The organism is Streptomyces polyrhachis (assembly GCF_042663125.1).
Taxonomy (GTDB): Bacteria; Actinomycetota; Actinomycetes; order Streptomycetales; family Streptomycetaceae; genus Streptomyces; species Streptomyces polyrhachii.
Map to the genome: position 1 here is coordinate 43,781 of NZ_JBHSZO010000010.1, position 15,536 is coordinate 59,316.

Here is a 15,536-nt window from a genome sequence, read left to right on the forward strand (position 1 = left end):
CGGGCGATGGGACCGGCGGGCAGCCGTACGGGCGGTCGGGCCCGGCCGGTGCCGTGACCGGTGCGGGGTGCGCGGAGCGGATGGCGCGGGCAGCGCTCAGCTGTCTGATCGAGCCGGGCGACCGGGTCGCGGGGCGCTGGGTGCGCGAGTACGGGCCGGAGGTCGTGGCATGGGACCTGACGCGCTCGCAGAAGCAGCCGCCCTACGCCGAGGGGCGCCGCGTGGGCAGTCCCCGGGCACGGGAGCGGGCCCGGGACCCGGGGCGGGAGCTGGAGCGGATCCAGCGGGCCGGTGGGCGCTTCGTCTGCCCGGGCGACAGCGAGTGGCCGACCCAGCTGGACGACCTGGGCGACGCCAGGCCGCTGGGCCTGTGGGTGCGGGGCAGGCCGGACCTCAGACTCTGGGCCCTGCGCTCGGTCGCCGTGGTCGGCGCCCGGGCCTGCACGGAGTACGGCAGCCATGTCGCCGCCACCCTCTCGGCCGCCCTCGCCCGCGCGGGCTGGATCGTCGCCTCGGGCGCCGCGTACGGGATCGATGCCGCTGCCCACCGGGGAGCGCTCGCCGCCCAGGGCGCCACCCTGGGCGTGCTGGCCTGCGGAGTGGACCGCGCCTATCCCTCGGGCAACGCCGAGCTGATCGACCGGCTCGCCCAGCAGGGACTGCTCGTCGCCGAGCTGCCCCTGGGCGAGCATCCGACGCGCAGCCGCTTCATCATGCGCAACAGGGTGCTGGCCGCCCTCACCCGGGGCACGGTGGTCGTGGAGGCGGCGCTGCGCAGCGGCTCGCTGTCGACGGCCCGGCAGGCGCGTGATCTCGGCCGCATCACCATGGGCGTTCCGGGCCCCGTCACCTCCGCTGTCTCGGCGGGGGTGCACGAGCTGCTCCGCACCGGGGCGGAGGTGGTCACCGAGGCGGCCCAGGTGGTCGAGCTGGTCGGCCGGATCGGCGCTGATCTGGCGCCTGCGCACCGGGTGCCGCTCACCCCGCGCGACCGGCTGCCCCGTGGTGCTGTACAGGTGCTCGAAGTGCTACCCGGTCGGGGGACTGTGGATTCCACATGGATCGCCCGGGAGTCGGGCACGGAGCGCGACGAAGCCTTGGGCAGGCTTTACGAGCTGCTGTCTCTTGGCTTCGTCGAACGCCAGGGCGACAGGTGGCGGCTCTCGACACCGCCTGCAGAGCACCCGATCAGGTGGTGAGGCGTTCCTTGACCTGCGGTGTTCCGGTGAAAGGGTGAAGGGGATGACCGCACTCCGCTCGCATCCCGCCCCCGCCCGCACCCCCGGCCCACCTGCCGTGCACCGGCCTCGGGTAACCCGCAGGTGCGGGCAGCGGAACGAATCTGCGGCCACGGAAAGACACTACAGTCGCACTCGGCGACGACTTCGTCACGCTACGCTCACTTGGATTCCGTTTTCCCGGCGTCCTTCCCGGCGCCTTTCCCGACAGGGCGCCGGGGACGCGGGATCGCGGCACCTCGGAACAGAACGGCACTAGGCGACGCATGCCCCAGCACATCCATGGGTCCGACCGCGCGGAGGCATCCGACGCGCAGTGCGGCCCCCCGCGTCCCCCCGTGCCCACCTCGCTGGAGGTCCTGTGGCGTACGTACAAGGAGACCGGTGACGGCCGACTCCGCGAGCAGCTGATCCTGCACTACTCGCCACTGGTCAAATACGTCGCGGGCCGGGTGAGCGTCGGCCTGCCGTCCAATGTCGAGCAGGCGGACTTCGTCTCCTCCGGGGTCTTCGGGCTGATCGACGCGATCGAGAAGTTCGACCCCGAGCGGGCGATCAAGTTCGAGACCTACGCCATCACGCGGATCCGCGGCGCGATGATCGACGAGCTGCGGGCGCTGGACTGGATCCCCCGCTCGGTGCGGCAGAAGGCACGGGCGGTCGAGCGGGCCTACGGCACGCTGGAGGCTTCCCTCCGGCGCAGCCCCTCCGAGGTGGAGGTCGCCGAGGAGATGGGGATCTCCCTGGAGGAACTGCACGGCGTCTTCAGCCAGTTGTCCCTGGCCAACGTGGTGGCATTGGAGGAGCTGCTGCATGTCAGCTCCGACAGCGGCGACCGGCTCAGCCTGATGGACACACTGGAGGACACCGCCGCGGACAATCCGGTGGAGGTCGCCGAGGACCGCGAACTGCGCCGGCTCCTCGCCCGCTCCATCAACACCCTGCCGGAGCGTGAGAAGACGGTCGTCACGCTCTACTACTACGAGGGCCTGACGCTGGCCGAGATCGGCCAGGTCCTCGGCGTCACCGAGAGCCGGGTCAGCCAGATCCACACCAAGTCAGTCCTGCAACTGCGGGCCAAACTGGCCGTGTTCGGCGGTTAGCCCGGTGAGGCGGCCCGCCGTTCGCCGACCGGCCTAGGTCCTGTCTGGAGTTCCCCGTCTGCGCCCCGGCGCCCGGCACGGGCCCCCAAGCTCTTCGAGCAGGGGGGACCCCCGCCAAGCTGCTTCGAGCAGGGATGCTCCACTGAGCAGGGGATGCCCCATTCATGACCTGTGGCGCTGCACGTCCAGAGCTGGGGTATCCCCTGCTCGAAGAGCTTGGGGAGGCGCCGGCCACCGCGACGCCCGTGCTTCGCACGGACGACGGGGAACTCCGGACAGGACCTAGAGTGACCCCGTGCCACGTATCAGAGCGGCCTCGGTGGCCGAGCACCGCGCCATGCAGCGGGCCGCGCTGCTGGACGCCGCGCGCCGCCTGCTCTCCGAGGGCGGCACGGAGGCGCTGACCTTCCCCGCACTGGCCGAGCGCACCGGACTGGCCCGCTCCTCGGTGTACGAGTACTTCCGCAGCCGCGCCGCCGTCGTCGAGGAGCTGTGCGCGGTGGACCTCCCCCTCTGGGCCGCGGAGATCGAGGCCGCGATGGCCGCGCGCTCCACGCCGCAGCAGAAGGTCGAGGCGTACGTCCGCGGCCAACTGGCGCTGGCGGGCGACCGGCGCCATCGGGCCGTGGTCGCGATCTCGGCCGGTGAGCTGGACCAGGGAGCACGCGAGAAGATCCGCGCGGCGCACGGGGGACTGGTCGCGATGGTGGTCGAGGCGCTGGCGGAGCTGGGGCACGCGCAACCCCGCCTCGCGGCGCAGCTCCTCCAGGGCGTGGTGGACGCGGCGGTCCGCCGCACGGGGCCCGGCGCGGCGGAGGATCCGCGGACCGTCGCCGACACGGCGGTGGCCATCGCCCTCCACGGCGTCACTCCCTGAACGCCGCCGCTGCCGACGGCGTGCGCGGTGGCGGGAGCGCCGAAGGGGACCCCCGTCAGGGGCAGCAGGCGCGACGGCCCCCGGCGGAGCATCGACGCAGGGAGCAGCGCGAGCGGATCCAGATACGCCCCGCCCCGGCGCAGCCCCCAGTGCACACACGTCGCCGGGCAGTGCGACGGCACGGCCGAGACGTACCCCACGACATCCCCCGCCTCGACGCGGTCACCCTTCGCCACGACCGGCCGGACCGGCTCGTACGTCGTACGCAGCGGAGCCTCCCCGTCGCCCGCCAGTGTGATCGACACCACCGGGCGCCCCGCCACGGGGCCGGCGAACGAGACGGTCCCCGCCGCGGCCGCCCGGACCGGCTGCCCGGGCGCGGCAAGCAGGTCCACGCCCCGGTGCCCGGCCCCGTACGGAGTCGCCGGCGGCTCGAAACCCCGCCCCAGTGCCGGGCGCCTTGCTCCCGCCGGGCCCGCGACCGGCCACGCCCGGCCGCCTGCCGGGCCGATGCGGTCGCCGGGGCGCGCGGCCCGATCCCGGCCGGCGGCGTCCGGCGGCGGAGCCTTCGCCTCCCTCCCGAGCCGCCATCCCCGGCCTGCCTCGGCCGCGGCACTGCTGTGCGCGGCCAGCGCGACGAGCAGCACCAGCACCGCCGCCCCCGCGCTCCGGCGCCGGGCGGCCCTTCCCTTCCATGGATTTCGCATACGGGCCAGCCTCCCGGACGAGGCGCGCCCGGCCAGGTGTCAGGCCGCGAACCTGTGGACAAGTGAACGGATGGGGACAACTCCGTCACCCGGAAGGGTGGGCCGACGGATGCCAACCGGCCCGCCCCGCCCGCACCACGGACGACCGCGCGGCGAGCGGCTACCCCCGCCCGCACACCTGGTCAAACCTCTCCCCGCCGTCCCGTACACTTCTGATGGCGACCTGGGACACCCGGGTCGACTTCGCACGCCCCGCCACCGGCGCGACACACACCGTGGCAAGGCGACTCTCGGTCTCCCCGCGATCAGTGGGAGGGCACGTCGTCACCGGGGCGTCAGGCATTGCCCGGGCCGACCTGGCCAGGGCAGACAACCGAGTACACCGAGGAGTACGGCTATGGCCGTCGTCACGATGAGGGAGCTGCTGGAAAGCGGCGTCCACTTCGGGCACCAGACCCGCCGTTGGAACCCGAAGATGAAGCGTTTCATCTTCACGGAGCGCAACGGTATTTACATCATCGACCTGCTGCAGTCGCTGTCGTACATCGACCGCGCCTACGAGTTCGTGAAGGAGACCGTCGCGCACGGCGGCTCCGTCATGTTCGTCGGTACGAAGAAGCAGGCGCAGGAGGCCATCGCGGAGCAGGCCACCCGCGTCGGCATGCCCTACGTCAACCAGCGCTGGCTGGGCGGCATGCTCACCAACTTCTCCACCGTCTACAAGCGTCTGCAGCGCCTCAAGGAGCTTGAGCAGATCGACTTCGAGGACGTGGCCGCCTCCGGCCTCACCAAGAAGGAGCTGCTGGTCCTCTCCCGCGAGAAGATCAAGCTGGAGAAGACCCTCGGCGGTATCCGCGACATGCAGAAGGTGCCCAGCGCCGTCTGGATCGTGGACACCAAGAAGGAGCACATCGCCGTTGGTGAGGCGCGCAAGCTGCGCATCCCGGTCGTCGCGATCCTCGACACCAACTGCGACCCCGACGAGGTCGACTACAAGATCCCGGGCAACGACGACGCGATCCGCTCCGTCACCCTCCTCACCCGCGTGATCGCCGACGCCGTCGCCGAGGGCCTCATCGCCCGCTCCGGTGCCGCGCAGGGCGACGTGAAGGCCGAGAAGGGCGCGGGCGAGCCCCTCGCCGAGTGGGAGCGCGACCTCCTCGAGGGCGAGAAGAAGGCCGAGACCGAGGCCGCCGCGACCACCGAGGCCGTCGACGCCGTTCTCGGTGTCCCCGCCGACGGTGACGTCGAGGTCCCCGCGGTCGTCGAGACCCCGGACAGCGCGGTCGTCGAGGCCGTCGAGGAGACCGCCGAGGGCGAGCAGGCCTGACCCAGGCCTTCCGGAGCACGGCAGGACGGCGGGGGTCGCGCAGGCCCCCGCCGTCCGCCGCGTAGATCAACGTAGATCCGACTTCCGAGAGAGAAAGCCAAGATCATGGCGAACTTCACCGCCGCTGACGTCAAGAAGCTCCGCGAGCTCACCGGCGCCGGCATGATGGACTGCAAGAAGGCGCTGGACGAGGCCGGGGGCGACGTCGACAAGGCTGTCGAGGTACTCCGCGTCAAGGGCCAGAAGGGTGTCGCCAAGCGTGAGGGCCGCGACGCCTCCAACGGTGCCGTCGTCTCCCTCATCGCCGAGGACAACACCTCCGGCGTCCTCCTTGAGCTGAAGTGCGAGACTGACTTCGTCGCCAAGGGCGACAAGTTCGTCTCCGTCGCCGAGGCCCTCGCCAAGCACGTCGCCGAGACCTCCCCGGCCGACCTGGAGGCGCTGCTCGCCTCCGAGATCGAGCCCGGCAAGACCGTCAAGGCGTACGTGGACGAGGCCAACGCGAACCTGGGCGAGAAGATCGTCCTGGACCGCTTCGCCCAGTTCACCGACGGCTACGTGGCCGCGTACATGCACCGCACCTCCCCGGACCTGCCGCCGCAGGTCGGCGTGCTGGTCCAGCTGGACAAGCCCGACGCCGAGGTCGCCCGCTCCGTCGCGCAGCACATCGCCGCCTTCGCGCCCAAGTACCTCACGCGTGACGAGGTCCCGGCCGAGATCGTCGAGAACGAGCGCCGCGTCGCCGAGGCCACCTCCCGCGAGGAGGGCAAGCCCGAGGCCGCGCTGCCGCGCATCGTCGAGGGCCGTGTCAACGGCTTCTTCAAGGAGCACGTCGTCCTTGAGCAGCCGTTCGCGCACGACAACAAGAAGACCGTTCAGAAGGTCCTGGACGAGGCCGGCGTCACGCTGCAGCGCTTCGCCCGGATCCGCGTCGGCGCCTGAGCGTACCTGCGTGGTGCCGGGCACCCGATAGGGTCGGAAGGCGGCGCGCCCGACGGGGCCCAGACCCCGAAGGCCGCGGCCCGCAAGGCCACGGACGGTGCGACGACCGAATGACGAGGAGGCCATTGCCTACGAGGAGTCTGACGAGGACCCCAGGCAATGGCCTTCTCGGTTTGTGCACGAGGAGAGATCCATATGAATGACGGAGCGGACCACGCCAACTCCGAGAAGGACAAGCCGCGGCGCTTCATGCTGAAGCTCTCCGGCGAGGCCTTCTCCGGTGGCACCGGACTCGGGGTGGACCCCGACGTCGTCCACGCGGTGGCGCGCGAGATCGCCGCGGTCGTCCGCGGCGGCGCCGAGATCGCCGTCGTGCTCGGCGGCGGCAACTTCTTCCGCGGCGCCGAGCTGCAGCAGCGTGGGATGGACCGGGCCCGCTCCGACTACATGGGCATGCTCGGCACGGTGATGAACTGCCTCGCCCTCCAGGACTTCCTGGAGAAGGAGGGCATCGACTCGCGCGTGCAGACCGCCATCACGATGGGCCAGGTCGCCGAGCCTTACATCCCGCTGCGTGCGGTGCGCCACCTGGAGAAGGGCCGCGTCGTGATCTTCGGCGCGGGGATGGGCATGCCGTACTTCTCCACCGACACCACCGCCGCCCAGCGTGCGCTGGAGATCGACGCGGAGATGCTGCTGATGGGCAAGAACGGCGTCGACGGGGTCTACGACTCCGACCCGCGCGTGAACCCGGACGCGGTGAAGTTCGACGCCCTGGACTACAGCGAGGTCATCACCCGCGACCTCAAGGTGGCCGATGCCACCGCCATCACGCTGTGCCGCGACAACACGCTGCCGATCCTCGTCTTCGAGCTGCTCACGGAGGGCAATATCGCCCGCGCCGTGAAGGGTGAGAAGATCGGCACGCTCGTGAGCGACGACAGCCCACGAAGCTGAAGCCCGCCGGCGCGGACCCCTGGTCCGTGCCGCCGGGGGATGGACAATGCCCTGCCGGTCGGACACCGTGCAGGGGAGACGCGTGCAGGAGCGGGCTGTCCGCGCTCCGCGAGACCAGGAGCACATGGTGATCGAAGAGACCCTTCTCGAAGCCGAGGAGAAGATGGAGAAGGCCGTCGTGGTCGCGAAGGAGGACTTCGCCGCCATTCGCACCGGCCGTGCACACCCGGCGATGTTCAACAAGATCGTCGCCGACTACTACGGCGCCCTGACGCCCATCAACCAGCTGGCGTCGTTCTCGGTGCCGGAGCCCCGGATGGCGGTCGTGACGCCGTTCGACAAGAGCGCCCTGCGCAACATCGAGCAGGCGATCCGCGACTCCGACCTGGGCGTCAACCCCTCCAACGACGGCAGCATCATCCGGGTGTCCTTCCCCCAGCTGACGCAGGAGCGCCGCAAGGAGTACATCAAGGTCGCCAAGACCAAGGCCGAGGACGCCCGGGTGTCGATCCGCTCCGTGCGCCGCAAGGCGAAGGAGACCATCGACAAGCTGGTCAAGGACGGCGGGGTGGGCGAGGACGAGGGCCGCCGCGCCGAGAAGGAGCTCGACGACACCACGCACAAGTACGTGGCGCAGATCGACGAGCTGCTCAAGCACAAGGAAGCGGAACTGCTGGAGGTCTGAGGGCCTCACGGGCCGGGCCACCGCCGCGCGATCCATCCGCCGCGGCCGGCCCGGCCCGTTCGCCGCGGTCCGGCCTCGCGCCGGGGCCGCGGCGCCCGTACGGGCCGATGCCCGGCGGGCGTCTCCAGAGCGTCAACCGGAACAGCTACTAGAGGGACACCTCAGTTGAACGACTCCTCCTGGGGCCCTCCGAAGAGCCCCGGTTACTGGGATCCGAGCGAGCCCGACCCCGCGCCCGCGGCGATGTCGGGCCCCCCGGCCGGGGAACCGGCGCACGGCGGCATCCCGGACGGGCAGCCGCAGCCGTACGAGCCGGATCGGCCCGGCGGCGGTCCCGGTGCGGACGGCGCTCCCGGCGGTGCCGGGCAGCCGCCCGGTGGCTTTGAGCGGCCCGAGGCGCCGTCCGGCGAGCCCGCACCGCAGCAGCCGAAGCGCCAGCGCGGCGGCCGTGACCTGCGGGCGGCCATAGGGGTCGGCCTGGGACTCGGTGCGGTCATCATCGCCTCGCTCTTCGTCGTGAAGGCCGTCTTCGTCGGCGTCGTGGCCGCGGCCGTGGTCGTCGGGCTGTGGGAGCTGACCTCGCGGCTGAAGGAGCGCAAGGGCGTCAACGCGCCGCTGGTTCCGCTCGCCGTCGGCGGCGTGGCGATGCTCGTCGCGGGGTACGTGCGCGGCGTCGAGGGTGCGTGGGTGGCGATGGCGCTCACCGCGCTCGCGGTGCTGGTCTGGCGGATGACGGACCCACCCGAGGACTACCTCCGGGATGTCACCGCCGGTGTCTTCGCCGCTTTCTACGTCCCCTTCCTGGCCACCTTCGTGGTGCTGATGCTGGCGGCCGACACGGACGGCTCGTGGCGGGTGTTCACCTTCCTGGTGCTGACGGTGGTCAGCGACACCGGTGCGTACGCCGTGGGCTACAAGTTCGGCAAGCACAAGCTGGCGCCGCGGATCAGCCCCGGCAAGACCCGCGAGGGGCTGCTGGGCGCGGCGTCGTTCGCGATGGTGGGCGGTGCGCTGTGCATGCAGTTCCTGATCGACGGCGGGCACTGGTGGCAGGGCCTGCTGCTGGGTCTGGCGGTCGCGGCGAGCGCGACGCTGGGCGACCTCGGCGAGTCCATGATCAAGCGGGACCTGGGCATCAAGGACATGGGCGCGCTGCTCCCGGGACACGGCGGCATCATGGACCGCCTCGACTCCCTCCTGCCCACGGCCCCGGTGGTCTGGCTCCTGCTGGTCGTCTTCGTCGGCTCGGGTACGTAGCCGCCGCCCGACGCGTCACCCGCGCCCCCGGCCCCGGCGGTACGTACCGCCGGGGCCGATGCACGTCCGCCTGCGCGCGGCGGGCGGGACGGGGCCGCTGTGGGACAATGGGCGGATCATGCCCAAGCCCGGAGAACTGACCTTTGCCGTGCCGCGGGGGGCCAAGAAGCCGCCCCGGCACCTTGCCGACCTTTCGCCCGAGGAGCGGAAGGAGGCCGTCGCCGAGCTGGGGGAGAAGCCCTTTCGGGCCAAACAGCTGTCGCAGCACTACTTCGGGCGCTACAGCACCGATCCCGCGGACTGGACCGACATCCCCGCCGCCTCCCGCGAGGGGCTGCGCGAGGCGCTGATGCCGGACATCATGAACGTCGTGCGGCACCTGTCCTGCGACGACGACACCACCCGCAAGACGCTCTGGCGGCTCTTCGACGGCACCCTCGTGGAGTCCGTGCTGATGCGCTACCCGGACCGGGTCACCATGTGCATCAGCTCGCAGGCCGGCTGCGGGATGAACTGCCCCTTCTGCGCCACCGGCCAGGCGGGGCTGACCCGCAACCTCTCCACCGCCGAGATCGTCCACCAGATCGTCGAGGGCGTGCGCGCCCTGCGCGACGGCGAGGTGCCCGGGGGGCCCGCGCGGCTGTCCAACATCGTCTTCATGGGCATGGGCGAGCCGCTCGCCAACTACAACCGCGTCCTGGGCGCCATCCGCCGGATCACCGACCCGGCCCCCGACGGCCTCGGCCTCTCGCAGCGCGGCATCACCGTCTCCACCGTCGGCCTGGTCCCGGCCATCAACCGCTTCGCCGACGAGGGCCTGAAGTGCCGCCTCGCCGTCTCCCTGCACGCTCCCGACGACGAGCTGCGCGACGAGCTGGTCCCGGTCAACACCCGGTGGAAGGTCCGCGAGGTCCTCGACGCGGCCTGGGACTACGCCGAGAGGTCCGGTCGGCGCGTCTCCATCGAATACGCCCTGATCCGCGACATCAACGACCAGGCCTGGCGCGCCGACCTGCTGGGCAAGCTGCTCAAGGGCAACCGCGTCCACGTCAACCTCATCCCCCTCAACCCCACCCCCGGCTCCAAGTGGACCGCCTCGCGTCCCGAGGACGAGCGCGCCTTCGTCGCCGCCCTGGAGGCGCACGGGGTGCCGGTCACCGTCCGCGACACCCGCGGGCAGGAGATCGAGGGTGCCTGCGGGCAGTTGGCGGCGGCGGAGAAGTAGCGGGTGGGCGGCGCCCGCCACGGGCGCTGCTATCGTTCGTCGTACAAACCGACAGGGGAGCGCTCGCAGCGCTGAGAGTGCGGCATAGTCCCGGAACACCCGTTCCACCACGGACAGGGCCGCAGACCCTCGAACCTCGCCCAGGTCATTCTGGGTAGGAAGTTCGGATCACACCTCTCTCTTCGTGCTGCCTCCCTGCCCGCTCAGGAAGGCAGCACGATGCAGTTTCCGATAGGCGGCCGGACAGCCCGCCGCACCGCGGTGACCGCCCTGGCTGTAGCGCTCGGCGCCGGCAGCCTCGCCGCCTGCGGCGACGACGGCGGGAGCACCGACGGAGCGGGGAAGCCGAAGACCGTCACCCTCGTCACCCACGACTCCTTCGCCGTCTCCAAGAACGTGCTGAAGGAGTTCGAGAAGCAGAGCGGCTACCAGGTCAAGGTCCTCAAGGGCAGCGACGCCGGCTCCGCCGTCAACCAGGCCGTCCTGTCCAAGGGCAACCCGCAGGGGGACGTCTTCTTCGGCATCGACAACACCCTCCTCTCGCGGGGCCTGAAGAACGGCATCTTCACCCCGTACGAGGCGAAGGACCTCGCCGCCATCCCCGAGCGGCTCCAGCTCGACAAGGGCGAACACCGCGTCACCCCCGTCGACTTCGGCGACATCTGCGTCAACTACGACCGCGCCTACTTCGCGAAGAAGAAGCTGGACCCGCCGGCGACCTTCGCCGACCTGGTCAAGCCGCAGTACAAGAACCTGCTGGTCACCGAGAACGCCGCCACCTCCTCCCCGGGCCTGGGCTTCCTGCTGGCCAGCGCCGCCGCGTACGGCGAGGACGGCTGGCAGGACTACTGGAAGCAGCTGAAGGCCAACGGCGTCGAGGTCGTCGACGGCTGGGAGCAGGCGTACTTCGACCGCTTCTCCGGCGCCGGAAAGGGCGACCGCCCGCTGGTGGTCTCCTACGCCTCCAGCCCGCCGGCGGGCGTCCTGGACGTGAAGCCGCAGCCGAAGGAGGCACCGACCGGGGTGTCCACCGGCACCTGCTTCCGGCAGATCGAGTTCGCCGGCCTGCTGGCGGGTGCGAAGAACGAGGAGGGCGGCAAGCAGCTCATCGACTTCATGCTGGGCCGGACCTTCCAGGAGGACATGCCGCTCAACATGTTCGTCTACCCGGCCCGCGAGGACGCCGCGCTGCCGGAGCTGTTCACCACGTACGGCACCGCGATCGACAAGCCGCTGAGCCTGGCGCCGGCGACGATCGACCGCAACCGGGAGCAGTGGATCAAGACGTGGACCTCGCTCGTCGTACGGTGACGCGCGCTACGACGATCCGCGCGAACGCGGTCCGGCTCGGCCTCGTCGCCGTGCCGGCCGCGTTCTTCGCGCTGTTCTTCGCCTACCCCGTCGCCGCGATCGTGCTGCGCGGGCTGCGCGACGGGGGCAGCTGGCACCTCGACCGCTTCGGCACGGTGCTCGGCGACGGGGTTGTCCGCGAGGTGCTTTGGTTCACGCTCTGGCAGGCCGCCGCCTCCACCGCCCTCACCCTGCTGATCGCGCTCCCCGGCGCCTACGTCTTCGCCCGCCTGGACTTCCCCGGCAAGCGGCTGCTGCGCGCCGTGGTGACCGTGCCGTTCGTGCTGCCCACCGTCGTCGTCGGCTCGGCGTTCCTGGCGCTGCTCGGGCGCGGCGGGCTGCTGGACGGGCTGTGGGGGGTGCGCCTGGACACGAGCGTCTGGGCGATCCTGCTGGCGCACGTCTTCTTCAACTACGCGGTGGTGGTACGGACCGTCGGCGGCCTGTGGGCGCAGCTCGACCCGCGCCAGGAGGAGGCCGCCCGGGTGCTGGGCGCCGGGCGGTTCGCCGCCTGGCGGCAGGTGACGCTGCCCGCGCTCGCCCCGGCGGTGGCCGCCGCCGCCCTGATGGTCTTCCTCTTCACCTTCACCTCCTTCGGGGTCGTGCAGATCCTCGGCGGCCCGTACTACGCGACGCTGGAGGTGGAGATCTACCGGCAGACCGCCGACTACCTCGACCTGCCGGCCGCCGCGGTCCTCAGCGTGGTCCAGTTCGCCGCCGTCGCCGCCGTCCTGGGCGTGCACGCCCGCACGGTGCGCCGGCGCGAGAGCGCCCTGCGCCTCCTCCCGCCCGAGGCGACCGCGCGTCCGCCGCGCGGCGCGGGCGAGCGCGCGCTGCTCGCGGGGGTGCTCGCCACCGTCGCCGCCTTGCTGCTCCTGCCGCTCGCCGTACTGGTCGAGCGCTCCTTCGCCACCCCGGACGGCTACGGGACGGGCTTCTACCGGCGCCTGGGCGAGGCGGACGGCACCTTCGCCGTGCCGCCGCTGGAGGCCGTCGGCAACTCCCTGTCCTACGCGGCGGTCGCCACCCTCGTGGCCGTCGTCGTCGGCTCGCTGGCAGCCGCCGCGGTCGCCCGGCGGGCGGGGCCGCTGATGCGCGGCTTCGACGCGCTGCTGATGCTGCCGCTGGGCACCTCGGCGGTGACCGTCGGCTTCGGCTTCCTGATCGCCCTGGACAAGCCGCCGCTGGACCTGCGCTCCGCGTGGATCCTGGTCCCCCTCGCGCAGGCCCTGGTGGGCGTCCCCTTCGTCATACGGACCATGCTGCCGGTGCTGCGCGCGGTGGACGGGCGGCTGCGCGAGGCGGCGGCAGTACTGGGGGCCTCGCCCTGGCGGGTGTGGCGGGAGGTCGACTTCCCGCTGGTGCGGCGGGCACTGCTGGTGGCGGCGGGCTTCGCCTTCGCCGTCTCGCTGGGCGAGTTCGGGGCGACCGTCTTCATCGCCCGCGCCGACAACCCCACGCTGCCGGTGGCCGTCGCACGGCTGCTGGGACGCGCGGGGGAGTACAACTACGGCCAGGCGATGGCGCTCAGCACCATCCTGATGCTGGTCTGCGCCGCCGCGCTGCTGGCGCTGGAACGCCTGCGCCCGAGCCGCGCGGAGGAGTTCTGAGCACCTCTGCCGTACGACCCCCGCGACCCCGCGACCCCTGCGACGCTGTGAAGGAACACCGATGCTGCGCCTGGACCACCTCACCGTCCGCTTCGGCGACCGCAGGGCCGTCGACGAGGTGTCCCTGGACGTCGCCGAGCACGAGACGGTGTGCGTCCTGGGGCCCAGCGGCAGCGGCAAGTCCACGCTGCTGCGCGTGGTGGCCGGGCTGCAGGCGCCGCAGGCGGGCCGGGTGCTGCTGGCCGGGGCCGACCTCGCGGGCGTGCCGGTGCACCGCCGGGGGGTGGGGCTGATGTTCCAGGACCACCAGCTCTTCCCGCAGCGCGACGTCGCCGGGAACATCGCCTTCGGGCTGCGGATGCACGGCACGGCGCGTACCGAGGCCGAGGCCCGCGTCGCGGAGCTGCTGGACCTCGTCGGCCTGCCCGGCGCCGGCCGGCGCTCCGTGGCGACCCTCTCCGGCGGCGAGCAGCAGCGGGTGGCGCTGGCGCGGGCGCTGGCACCCCGGCCGAAGCTGCTGATGCTGGACGAGCCGCTGGGGCAGCTCGACCGCTCCCTGCGCGAGCGGCTCACGGTGGAACTGAGGGAACTCTTCGGCCGGTTGGGCACCACGGTCCTGGCCGTCACCCACGATCAGGGGGAGGCCTTCGCCCTCGCCGACCGGGTGATCGTGATGCGCGAGGGGCGCATCGCCCAGTCGGGCGCCCCCATCGAGGTCTGGCAGCGCCCGGCCGACGCCTTCGTGGCCCGTTTCCTGGGCTTCGGCAACGTCCTGGACGCCGCCGACGTCACGGTGGACGGGAGGGTCGCCACGACGCCCTGGGGCGAGGTCCCCCTGCCGCCCGGCTCCCCCCAGGGCGCCCGCGCGCTGCTCGTCCGCCCGGCCGGCGTCCGCCTCACCGAGCCGCGGGACGGGCTGCCCTGCCGTGTCGAGGGGCGCACCTTCCGCGGCGACCACGTGCTCGTCCACCTGCGTCCGGACCGGGACGCCCCCGCGCTGGAGGCGGCGTGCCCGCTGGCGTCGGCGCCGGAGCCGGGGGCGCGGGTGGGGGTGCGGTTCCTGGCGGCGGAGGTGACGGCGCTCGACTCCTGAGCGCCGCACACCCGGCAGCCGCTCAGCCGCTCAGCCGCCGAGCGTCTTCAGCACGTCCGGGACCTCCGCCACCTCGTCCACCAGCGCGATCCGCGCCTCCATCGCGCGCCCGCGCGCCAGCGCGCCCAGCAGCTGCCAGGCGGGGAAGCGCTCCGTCCAGTGCTCGCGGCCCACCAGCACCATCGGCCTGGGCTCCCCGCGCGAGCCGTAGTAGTTAGGGGTGCAGGCGTCGAAGATCTCCTGCACCGTGCCCGCCGCCCCCGGCAGGAACACCACGCCCGCCGTGGCACGGGCCAGCAGGCCGTCCTCGCGCAGGGCGTTGGTGAAGTACTTGGCGATCCGCGAGGCGAATGCGTTGGGCGGCTCGTGCCCGTAGAACCAGGTCGGGATGCCCACCGAGGAACCGCCGTCCGGCCAGCGCTCCCGTACCGCGAAGGCCGCCCGCGCCCAGTCGGTGACCGAGGGCTCGAAGGAGGGCGCCGCCGCGAGCAGCTCCGCCGCCTCCGGCAGCATCGCGTCCTGGAACGGGGCCGCGTACGCGCCCAGGTTGGCCGCCTCCATCGCGCCCGGTCCGCCGCCGGTGGCGACCGTGTACCCGGCGCGGGCCAGTGTCCGCCCCAACCCGGCCGCCGCCAGGTAGTCCGGGCGCCCGCGCCCCAGCGCGTGGCCGCCCATCACGCCCACCACGCGGGCGCCGCGGATCGCCTCGTCCAGCACGTTGGACATCGACTCGTCGTGCATCCCGCGCACCACGGCCGCGAAGATGTCGTGCTCCGCCTTCGTACGCTCGAACCAGGCGTACGTACGCGCGTCGGGCGTGCCCGCGTACCCGCCGGCCAGCCCCGCGAACAGCTCCTCGGGCGTGTAGAGGGAGCCCCGGTAGGGGTCGAAGGGGAGGTCGGGGACGACGGGGAAGACCAGCGCACCGGCCGACTGCACCCGGTACTCCGCCTCCCACGGCATCGCGCAGCCCAGGAAGACCGCGCCGTGCACGTCGACGCCCATCAGCGTCTCCACCCGGCCGCTCAGGTCGACCGACTGGACGCGGAAGCCGCACAGCGAACCGCCGTCCCGCACGACCTGGTCGAACTCGGCGAGCGTCTCGATCTCGTACGGTGAGTTGGGCATCCGCCCACCGTCTCACAGGCCGGTGGGGCCCGTA

The 15,536-nt window shown here is 72.3% G+C and carries 13 protein-coding genes and 1 pseudogene; 12 read left to right on the top strand and 2 right to left on the bottom strand.

Features of this window, described 5'->3' with window-relative positions; genetic code table 11:
• Positions 1–80 precede the first annotated feature (80 nt).
• The 3 genes from dprA (at position 81) to ACFQLX_RS08755 (ending at position 3,218) form a co-directional block, all read left to right on the top strand.
• Positions 81–1,199, top strand: a complete 1,119-nt coding sequence (gene dprA / locus ACFQLX_RS08745) for a DNA-processing protein DprA (RefSeq protein WP_386413674.1) — start codon at positions 81–83, stop codon at positions 1,197–1,199.
• 305 nt (positions 1,200–1,504) lie between these two features.
• Positions 1,505–2,341 carry an RNA polymerase sigma factor WhiG gene (whiG, locus tag ACFQLX_RS08750; protein ID WP_386413571.1) on the top strand — a complete coding sequence of 279 codons (837 nt, stop codon included), beginning with the start codon at positions 1,505–1,507 and terminating at the stop codon, positions 2,339–2,341.
• A gap of 319 nt (positions 2,342–2,660) precedes the next feature.
• Positions 2,661–3,218, top strand: coding sequence for a TetR/AcrR family transcriptional regulator (locus ACFQLX_RS08755; RefSeq protein WP_386413675.1), 558 nt, complete (start codon positions 2,661–2,663; stop codon positions 3,216–3,218).
• Between the two features lie 173 nt (positions 3,219–3,391).
• Here the strand turns inward: ACFQLX_RS08755 and ACFQLX_RS08760 are convergent.
• Positions 3,392–3,925 (bottom strand): annotated as a pseudogene (locus ACFQLX_RS08760) (peptidoglycan DD-metalloendopeptidase family protein); the annotation flags it as partial.
• Between the two features lie 397 nt (positions 3,926–4,322).
• Here ACFQLX_RS08760 and rpsB point away from each other — a divergent pair.
• From rpsB to ACFQLX_RS08805, 9 genes are all read left to right on the top strand, one after another.
• Positions 4,323–5,255: a 30S ribosomal protein S2 gene (rpsB, locus tag ACFQLX_RS08765; RefSeq protein ID WP_386413572.1), complete on the top strand. Its 933-nt coding sequence runs from the start codon at positions 4,323–4,325 to the stop codon at positions 5,253–5,255.
• A gap of 105 nt (positions 5,256–5,360) precedes the next feature.
• Entirely contained in the window at positions 5,361–6,197 is an 837-nt protein-coding gene (tsf, locus tag ACFQLX_RS08770; RefSeq protein ID WP_386413573.1) for a translation elongation factor Ts, read from the top strand.
• Positions 6,198–6,392: 195 nt separating this feature from the next.
• Positions 6,393–7,154 carry a UMP kinase gene (gene pyrH / locus ACFQLX_RS08775; protein WP_386413574.1) on the top strand — a complete coding sequence of 254 codons (762 nt, stop codon included), beginning with the start codon at positions 6,393–6,395 and terminating at the stop codon, positions 7,152–7,154.
• A 127-nt stretch (positions 7,155–7,281) separates the two neighbouring features.
• Complete coding sequence (gene frr / locus ACFQLX_RS08780) at positions 7,282–7,839, top strand: ribosome recycling factor (protein WP_386413677.1); 558 nt, start codon at positions 7,282–7,284, stop codon at positions 7,837–7,839.
• A gap of 165 nt (positions 7,840–8,004) precedes the next feature.
• Positions 8,005–9,096 (top strand): phosphatidate cytidylyltransferase, encoded by a 1,092-nt coding sequence (locus ACFQLX_RS08785; RefSeq protein WP_386413576.1) that lies wholly within the window; start codon positions 8,005–8,007, stop codon positions 9,094–9,096.
• 118 nt (positions 9,097–9,214) lie between these two features.
• On the top strand, positions 9,215–10,321 hold the full coding sequence (rlmN, locus tag ACFQLX_RS08790; RefSeq protein ID WP_386413578.1) for a dual-specificity RNA methyltransferase RlmN: 1,107 nt from the start codon (positions 9,215–9,217) through the stop codon (positions 10,319–10,321).
• 219 nt (positions 10,322–10,540) lie between these two features.
• Positions 10,541–11,632: a thiamine ABC transporter substrate-binding protein gene (locus ACFQLX_RS08795; RefSeq protein ID WP_386413579.1), complete on the top strand. Its 1,092-nt coding sequence runs from the start codon at positions 10,541–10,543 to the stop codon at positions 11,630–11,632.
• Entirely contained in the window at positions 11,608–13,281 is a 1,674-nt protein-coding gene (locus tag ACFQLX_RS08800) for an ABC transporter permease (RefSeq protein WP_386413580.1), read from the top strand. Before ACFQLX_RS08795 ends, ACFQLX_RS08800 begins: the two co-directional genes overlap by 25 nt.
• Before the next feature lie 61 nt (positions 13,282–13,342).
• The gene (locus ACFQLX_RS08805) at positions 13,343–14,374 is read left to right on the top strand and encodes an ABC transporter ATP-binding protein (RefSeq protein WP_386413581.1); all 1,032 of its coding nucleotides are present in this window, start codon (positions 13,343–13,345) and stop codon (positions 14,372–14,374) included.
• Between the two features lie 30 nt (positions 14,375–14,404).
• Here ACFQLX_RS08805 and ACFQLX_RS08810 read toward each other — a convergent pair whose 3' ends face one another.
• Positions 14,405–15,502, bottom strand: a complete 1,098-nt coding sequence (locus ACFQLX_RS08810; protein WP_386413582.1) for an LOG family protein — start codon at positions 15,500–15,502, stop codon at positions 14,405–14,407.
• Between the last annotated feature and the right edge of the window lie 34 nt (positions 15,503–15,536).

What these genes read in the sequence shown, in the direction of transcription:
- tsf (WP_386413573.1), top strand. Translation starts at nt 5,361, where the DNA reads ATGGCGAACTTCACCGCCGCTGACGTCAAGAAGCTCCGCGAGCTCACC.
- rlmN (WP_386413578.1), top strand. Translation starts at nt 9,215, where the DNA reads ATGCCCAAGCCCGGAGAACTGACCTTTGCCGTGCCGCGGGGGGCCAAG.
- whiG (WP_386413571.1), top strand. Translation starts at nt 1,505, where the DNA reads ATGCCCCAGCACATCCATGGGTCCGACCGCGCGGAGGCATCCGACGCG.
- rpsB (WP_386413572.1), top strand. Translation starts at nt 4,323, where the DNA reads ATGGCCGTCGTCACGATGAGGGAGCTGCTGGAAAGCGGCGTCCACTTC.
- pyrH (WP_386413574.1), top strand. Translation starts at nt 6,393, where the DNA reads ATGAATGACGGAGCGGACCACGCCAACTCCGAGAAGGACAAGCCGCGG.
- dprA (WP_386413674.1), top strand. Translation starts at nt 81, where the DNA reads ATGGCGCGGGCAGCGCTCAGCTGTCTGATCGAGCCGGGCGACCGGGTC.
- ACFQLX_RS08810 (WP_386413582.1), bottom strand. Translation starts at nt 15,502, where the DNA reads ATGCCCAACTCACCGTACGAGATCGAGACGCTCGCCGAGTTCGACCAG.
- ACFQLX_RS08805 (WP_386413581.1), top strand. Translation starts at nt 13,343, where the DNA reads ATGCTGCGCCTGGACCACCTCACCGTCCGCTTCGGCGACCGCAGGGCC.
- ACFQLX_RS08795 (WP_386413579.1), top strand. Translation starts at nt 10,541, where the DNA reads ATGCAGTTTCCGATAGGCGGCCGGACAGCCCGCCGCACCGCGGTGACC.